At 62.0% G+C, this 5,744-nt stretch carries 5 protein-coding genes; 2 read left to right on the top strand and 3 right to left on the bottom strand.

Annotated features, from left to right (window positions below):
• A partial coding sequence (locus tag PLJ71_20265) for an alpha-glucosidase/alpha-galactosidase (protein HQM51028.1) occupies nt 1–785 on the top strand: 785 nt, incomplete at its 5' end.
• A gap of 145 nt (nt 786–930) precedes the next feature.
• Nucleotides 931–2,217, top strand: a complete 1,287-nt coding sequence (locus PLJ71_20260; GenBank protein ID HQM51027.1) for a Gfo/Idh/MocA family oxidoreductase — start codon at nt 931–933, stop codon at nt 2,215–2,217.
• A 40-nt stretch (nt 2,218–2,257) separates the two neighbouring features.
• On the opposite strand, the gene PLJ71_20255 is transcribed toward PLJ71_20260, so the two are convergent.
• The 3 genes from PLJ71_20255 to PLJ71_20245 form a co-directional block, all read right to left on the bottom strand.
• The gene (locus tag PLJ71_20255) at nt 2,258–2,623 is read right to left on the bottom strand and encodes a peptide chain release factor-like protein (protein ID HQM51026.1); all 366 of its coding nucleotides are present in this window, start codon (nt 2,621–2,623) and stop codon (nt 2,258–2,260) included.
• 5 nt (nt 2,624–2,628) lie between these two features.
• Nucleotides 2,629–5,181: a hypothetical protein gene (locus PLJ71_20250; protein ID HQM51025.1), complete on the bottom strand. Its 2,553-nt coding sequence runs from the start codon at nt 5,179–5,181 to the stop codon at nt 2,629–2,631.
• Nucleotides 5,182–5,258: 77 nt separating this feature from the next.
• A partial coding sequence (locus tag PLJ71_20245) for a hypothetical protein (GenBank protein HQM51024.1) occupies nt 5,259–5,744 on the bottom strand: 486 nt, incomplete at its 5' end.

Below are 5,744 nucleotides of genomic sequence, written 5' to 3'. Positions count from 1 at the left end.
GGTTCAAGAAGGTCTGCGAGAGGCCCGAGTATTACATCAACGAGAAGGTGCGCATTGAGGTGATGCGCCATTTCGGATATTTCATGACCGAGAGTACGGGGCATTTGAGTGAGTATGTTCCCTGGTTCCGCAGCAGCAAGAAGGCGCTCGAGCTGTATTGCGACGAGCCGGCTTTCGGGGGCGAGTCGGGCGCGTACTACAAGTGGTGCAAGCTGATCGGCGACCACCTGATGAACGAGGATTACCTGGCAGACGAGCCCGTGAAGCTCAAGAAGCGCAGCGTCGAGTATTGCTCGTATATTCTCGAAGCCCTTGAGACTGGGAAACTGTTCAAGTTCCAGGGGAATGTGCGCAACGACGGCTATATCCGAAACCTGCCCAACGGATGCTGCGTGGAGGTGCCGGTATTTGCGGATCGCCTCGGGTTGCACCCGACGGTCGTGGGGGCGTTGCCGCCACAGTGCGCCGCGCTCAACCAAAGCAACGTCACGGTTCAGGGGCTTGCGGTCGAGGCGGCCATCAAAGGCGATCCCGAGCTGGTCGTCGCGGCGTGCGCACTCGACCCGCTGACGTCGGCATGCCTGACGCTCAAGGAAGTCCGGGATATGGCGGCCGACATGCTCGAAGCGGAACGGCAGTGGTTGCCGCAGTTCAAAGGCAAGACCATCCGCACAACGCCCGTCATCAAGACACCCAAAGGCACGCGGCATGCGGAAGTGCCTTTAGACCCGGCGCTGGCGGTGGTCCACCGGTTCGGTGAACTCGCCCACAAGGCCGGCGGCTGAACCCGGTCCGCGGCGACGCAGGCGAGCTCCCGAAGGGAGGCGAAACGGGGCCGGGCCCGGTTCCCGCCGGTTTGCGTTTGCGGACGAAATGCGCAAGAATGGCGCGGGGTAGACGAGGATGTCGCAAACCAAGGAGATTCGATTTATGCCGGTAACACGCAGGCAATTTTTAGGCACGTCGGCCGCGGCGGTCATCGTGGCTGGCGCGATGAGCAAGGGCAAGGTCTTCGGAGCAAACGAGCGCGTACGGATGGGCGTCGCGGGCATTCACAGCCGCGGCGGCTCGCACCTCGAGGGTTTCAGCAAATGCGAGGCCTCGGAAGTGGTCGCCATCTGCGACGTCGACAAACGCGTGCTCGAAGGCCACGCGAAATCCATGCAGGACACGTTTGGCAAGCGGCCGAAGACGTACGTGGACATGCGCGAGATGTTCGCGGACGCGGACGTGGACGCCGTCTCGTTCGCCACGCCGAACCATTGGCACGCGCTGGGGACGGTGTGGGCCTGCCAGGCGGGCAAGCACGTGTACGTCGAGAAACCGGTCTCTCACGAATACAACGAGGGCCTGGCCGTTATCGACGCCGCGAAAAAGAACAACTGCGTCGTTCAGCACGGCACTCAGAGCCGGTCCGATCACGCCTGGATCCGGGCCATCGAGCGTATCCGCGCGGGAGTCATTGGCGACATCTACATGGCGCGCGCGTTGTGTTACAAGAACCGCGATTCGATCGGGTTCAAACCCGACGAAGCCCCGCCCGAATGGCTCGACTGGACCCTCTGGCAGGGTCCCGCCCAGGAGCGGCCGTACAACGCCAATTATGTGCACTACAACTGGCACTGGTTCTGGCCATACGGCAACGGCGACATCGGGAACCAGGGCGTCCATCAGATGGACATCGCGATCTGGGGTATGAACAAGGGCCTTCCCAACAAGGTGTTCAGCATGGGCGGGCGGTACACCTATGAAGACCAGGGCGAAACGCCCAACACGCAGGTCGCAACGCTTAAGTACCCGGACGGCACGATGACGGTGTTTGAGGTGCGCGGCCGCGCGACCAACGCCGAAGGCGATCAGAAGGTCGGCAACCTCTTCTACGGGTCCGGAGGCTACGCCGTTGGCACGCGGCTCTACGATACCGAGGGCAAAGAAATTCCCGACGAAGAAGGCGCTGCAAAACCCGAGTGGGGCACCGGCGATCACTTCCAGAACTTCATCAACGCCGTGCTGAGCCACGACGCGAACGCCGTGCATGGCAATCCCGTGGACGCGCATCTCGGATGCGCTCACATTCATCTGTCGAACATCTCATACCGGATGAAGACGTCGCTCGAGTTTGATCCCGCCGCGCAGCGGTTCATCGGCAACGACGAAGCGAATGCCATGTTGACCCGCGACTACCGCGAAGGATTTGAAGTGCCTCAACCGGCATGAGCCAGTTTCGCAGTTTCGGGGACACAATACTCACCAGTGTTTACGTATTGTGTCCCCGAAATTCACGCGTCTTCCGGCGGCGGCGGGCCTTTTGTTTGCGGAGTTTGGCCTGTCTCAGGGCTTCGGGGCTCCTCTCCCCCATTTCGCGGGCTTCGATGAGTTCGCAGAGGCGGCGGCGGGCGTAAAAACGGTTGAGACCCTGAGACCGCGCCTTTTGCATCTTCACTTCGATGCCCGTGGGCGAATGCTTGAGTTGGACGCAGGTCGCCGAGCGGTTGACATGCTGGCCTCCCGGGCCGCTGGAGGATACAAAGCGTTCTTCGAGGTCGGATTCCCGCACGCCGCATGCGGCCATGCGGCGCTCGAGTTCTGCTTCTTTCCGCGGTGTGACGCCGAACTTTGCCATTGAGATCACCCCGTAAGCCGGGTTATCCACTCGGCCATTTGGGCGCGCAGGTCATACAAATCCGCGGTTTCGACATCGGCGCTGTCGAGCCACGACCAGGCTTCCGCGGCAAGCGGTCCCAGGGCGGGAGGGGCGTCTTTGATGAGACGCACCAGCGTGGAGACATAGCGCACATCGTCGACGGCCTCGCGGAATCCCTCCCACTGGATAGTGTCGACGACACCGTTCACCGTGGGATACGTGAAGTTGTGGTCGCGATAGACTTCGTGATCGAAATCGTTCCAGACGTGGCCGAATCCGTGCTGATATGCATAGTCCATGGCGCCGTCGTAGCCGGCTTTCCAGAGGACCATGCCGAAATTGCGGCGGTAGGTCTCGGGTTCCTCGTGGCCGACCTGCGGATACGCATAGCAGAATACCCGGGACCCAACGGCGTGCCATTTGCGGACCTCGGCGGGGTCGGGTCTGCCCGCGATAACCGCGCAGTCGAGCAGTCCGCCCATTGCCTCGAATGTGCCCTGGTAACAGGCGACGAAGGTCTTGCCGCCGGCTTCCTGAACCGCCGCCCAGGCTGCTTGTTGCGATTTGAGCTCGTCGCCCCGGGCTTCGTCGATACCGTAGAAATAGACGTCCCTATATCCATAGGCGGCGCACCTGCCGAGCCAGTCCTTCACACCCTGGCGTTTGGCTTCGAGCGCATCGGGTTCGGAGGCTTTGCCGACGCCGTATCCGAGGTTGTAGAAGGCATCCGTGGGAAGCCCTAGTTCACGGCGGATGTCGAGGATACGGGGCATGCTTCGGTCGCTCCATCCCTGATAGTTGGTGGGGTACAGAACGCCATGGTCGCGCATATCGCGCACCTCCGCGCGGTACTGCTCCTCGGATTTCTGCTCGGAGCCGATGGGCGGTTTGCCGTCACCGGACAGCGTTGCGCGGTAGTAGATCGAGTAGGTCAGCGGGGAAGGAGCAAGCTCGAAGGGGTGCACGGTCACCCGGAGCGGCAGCGTGGACTCCCCCGACGCGGCCTTAAACGTGATTTGGCCGGCGTAGTGTCCTGCAGGCGCGTTGCCGGGGATGTGGATGCGGAACCAGAACTGCTGGAGGGTGCGCCTGGGAATATCCACCGGCAACAGGACCGGACTGTCCACCGGACGGACGTTAGCGAGGTCTTCCCCACTCTGGCTCCCGCTGCAAAGGACATACGACTCGGTTCCATCCTCGGCGGTGCTGCGCAGGTAGTTGTTCCGCTCGGCATGGTCCACGCGTACAAGCCTGTCGTCTTTCAACAACAACTCGGGCACATACAGGCGGGTGTCCGGCTGCGGCACTATGGTCTGGCCTGCCTGGTACCAGCATTTGACGATGTATGGGTCGATCTCAGCGGCCGGAATGATTCCCTGCCCGCCCTGCAGGTCAGAGACATGGACCTCGACGGACTGCAGGTCCTGGTTGGCATAGAGCGCGGCGGCGACAGTTTCGAACTCTCCGCGGCATCCCGAGCATTCGATGACCTCGCCCACGGGCGCGGGGATCGGGAATCTAGTCCCGGTCATCTGGAGATTGGTGATCGCTCGAGGCGTGTAGACGACCCAGGGTCTTCCTTCCGCGGCGCCCTGCGCGATGGCTCTCAGGGTATCGGGACCGTATCTCATGAGGTCCAGCGCCGTGGCGATAGTTCTTGCCTGTTCGCGGGTAGCCTGTCCAGCCTGCTCGATGGCCGCAACGAGGCCTTCGCCTTCTTCGAAGCTCTTTCGCAGCGACGCGGCGTCCTCCTGGAGGAAACCGGGAAGGGCTTCCAACTCGGGCATGCGCTGCCTGGCCTCGGCGAACTGCTGCCGCCAGCCGGCCAGCCAGCCGGTTTCAAGACGCTGTCGCGCGCTGGCCCAGCGTTCATCGAGCACCGCCTTGTAGTTGTTTTCGGCGTAGCTTTTGCCCTCGACCCGGATGTCGTCGACGTATACCACGGCGCGCGTGCCTGCTCCTCCGAGAATGAACAGCGACCAGCGGTCCAGGTACCAGCCCACGTCGCTCCCGGTAAGAGTAGCGGTCATCCGGCCGAGCACGCCCTCGGCGCCGCCGCGTCCGCGTTCGTCGAGGTCGATTTCGACCAGTTTCCAATCCCCGGTCGGTCCTTCGAAGGTTTCCTGCGGGCCGCATCCCGAGTACGTGGTTGGAGGATACTCCATGTTTGTGCCGAACCCGACGCGTGCGGTCGTACCTTCGGCGATGAAGACCCTGGCGCTCATTTTGAGCGTCCCTTCGGCGGGCATGCGCATCTGCGCGCCGAAATAGTGATACGAGCCGCCGTCGACGGTGACATCGAGCTTGAACGAATGTTGGCCCGAGAAAGCCTTCTCGTCGGTGACCCCGGAGAAATTGGCCGTGCAGGGGCCGTTTTTCGCCCATTCGGTCACATTGGGTGGCGTTCCTTCGAAATCCTCGTTGACGGACACGTCCTGCAGTGCCGGAGCAGCGGCCGCGGCAGGTGGCCCTGCCATTGCTGCACAAGCCAGCATAACCATGAACAAAGCCCGCTTTCGGCGCGGAAAGGTGAGCATTACAGGACCTCCTCAGGCATTGTGGGGCCGCCAATGTTGCGGGTCACGTCACGATGCAACGCGGCTTGGGGTACAAACTACGCGGAAACTGAGGGGGCATGCAAGACGGCCTGGATATCGCCGAACAGCTTGCGCGTTTTTTCGTTCACCTGCCTGACCTTCTCGCACTGAAGGTATCGCGACGTACCGTCGCATTCAAGTTCCACCCAGACGTGCTCTCCCTCTCGATAAGGCTCGCGCAGGTGCAGCGTTGCCGACGCATTCGCGGGCCGGAAAACATAGGGTTCGAGGCGGGTACTCTGCCCAAGGTCCCAGTACAGCACGGCATCGTCCGTCAGCAGTAGCAACCCGCGCGAATCAAAATCGTCCTTCTTGTGCTTTGCAGTAAATGTTTCCTTTGCCAGGCGCCGCACAGGAACCCGCTTGGCCCTCCGCAGCAGGTCCGGATGATGCTTTCTGAGCAATCCGAGACGGCGAAACTCGTTCGCAGCTTCCTCAAGCCGCTGCGCCAGCGATCTCGCATGCGGATTGGGTATCATGCCCGCCACAAAGGCCGCTGCCAT

The organism is Candidatus Hydrogenedentota bacterium (assembly GCA_035416745.1).
In the GTDB taxonomy this organism is placed as follows: Bacteria; Hydrogenedentota; Hydrogenedentia; order Hydrogenedentales; family SLHB01; genus UBA2224.
This window is presented reverse-complemented; position numbering and strand designations above follow the sequence as displayed.